This is a genomic window from Variovorax sp. OV084 (genome assembly GCF_900111625.1).
Taxonomy (GTDB): Bacteria; Pseudomonadota; Gammaproteobacteria; order Burkholderiales; family Burkholderiaceae_C; genus Variovorax.
In genome coordinates, this window is sequence record NZ_FOII01000059.1 from 1 (window position 1) to 1,200 (window position 1,200).

1 protein-coding gene is annotated in these 1,200 nt (G+C 63.1%); it reads left to right on the forward strand.

Annotation, left to right across the window (positions count from 1 at the left end; translation table 11 throughout):
• Positions 1–5 precede the first annotated feature (5 nt).
• Positions 6–1,199, forward strand: coding sequence for an elongation factor Tu (gene tuf / locus BMW87_RS34610; protein WP_093060175.1), 1,194 nt, complete (start codon positions 6–8; stop codon positions 1,197–1,199).
• Position 1,200 lies beyond the last annotated feature (1 nt).

The following is a 1,200-nucleotide window of genomic DNA, read 5'->3' on the forward strand; positions in this document are numbered from 1 at the left end:
GAAAAATGGCAAAAGGTAAATTCACCCGCACCAAGCCGCACGTGAACGTGGGCACGATCGGTCACGTTGACCACGGCAAGACGACGCTGACGGCTGCGATCGCGACGGTTCTGTCGGCCAAGTTCGGCGGCGAAGCCAAGGCCTACGACCAGATCGACGCTGCGCCTGAAGAAAAGGCCCGCGGCATCACGATCAACACCGCGCACGTCGAGTACGAAACGGCCAACCGCCACTACGCACACGTCGACTGCCCCGGCCACGCCGACTACGTGAAGAACATGATCACCGGCGCTGCCCAGATGGACGGCGCCATCCTGGTGTGCTCGGCCGCCGACGGCCCGATGCCCCAGACCCGTGAACACATCCTGCTGGCTCGCCAGGTGGGCGTGGGCTACATCATCGTGTTCCTGAACAAGTGCGACATGGTCGACGACAAGGAACTGCTCGAGCTGGTCGAAATGGAAGTTCGCGAACTCCTCGACAAGTACGAATTCCCCGGCGACGACACCCCGATCATCCACGGCTCGGCCAAGCTCGCCCTGGAAGGCGACAAGGGCGAACTGGGCGAAGGCGCCATCATGAAGCTGGCCGAAGCCCTGGACACGTACATCCCGACGCCCGAGCGCGCCGTGGACGGCACGTTCCTGATGCCCGTGGAAGACGTGTTCTCGATCTCGGGTCGCGGCACGGTGGTGACCGGCGCTGTCGAGCGCGGCGTGATCAAGGTTGGTGAAGAAATCGAAATCGTGGGCATCCGCCCGACGGTCAAGACCACCTGCACCGGCGTGGAAATGTTCCGCAAGCTGCTGGACCAAGGCCAGGCTGGCGACAACGTCGGCGTGCTGCTGCGCGGCACGAAGCGCGAAGAAGTCGAGCGCGGCCAAGTGCTGTGCAAGCCCGGCTCGATCAAGCCGCACACGCACTTCACCGCCGAGGTGTACGTTCTGTCGAAGGACGAAGGCGGCCGTCACACGCCGTTCTTCAACAACTACCGTCCGCAGTTCTACTTCCGCACGACGGACGTGACCGGCGCGATCGAGCTGCCCAAGGACAAGGAAATGGTCATGCCTGGCGACAACGTCAGCATCACCGTCAAGCTGATCAACCCGATCGCGATGGAAGAAGGCCTGCGCTTCGCCATCCGTGAAGGCGGCCGTACCGTGGGTTCGGGCGTCGTGGCCAAGATCCTCGACATCTAAG

What these genes read in the sequence shown, in the direction of transcription:
- tuf (WP_093060175.1), top strand. Translation starts at nt 6, where the DNA reads ATGGCAAAAGGTAAATTCACCCGCACCAAGCCGCACGTGAACGTGGGC.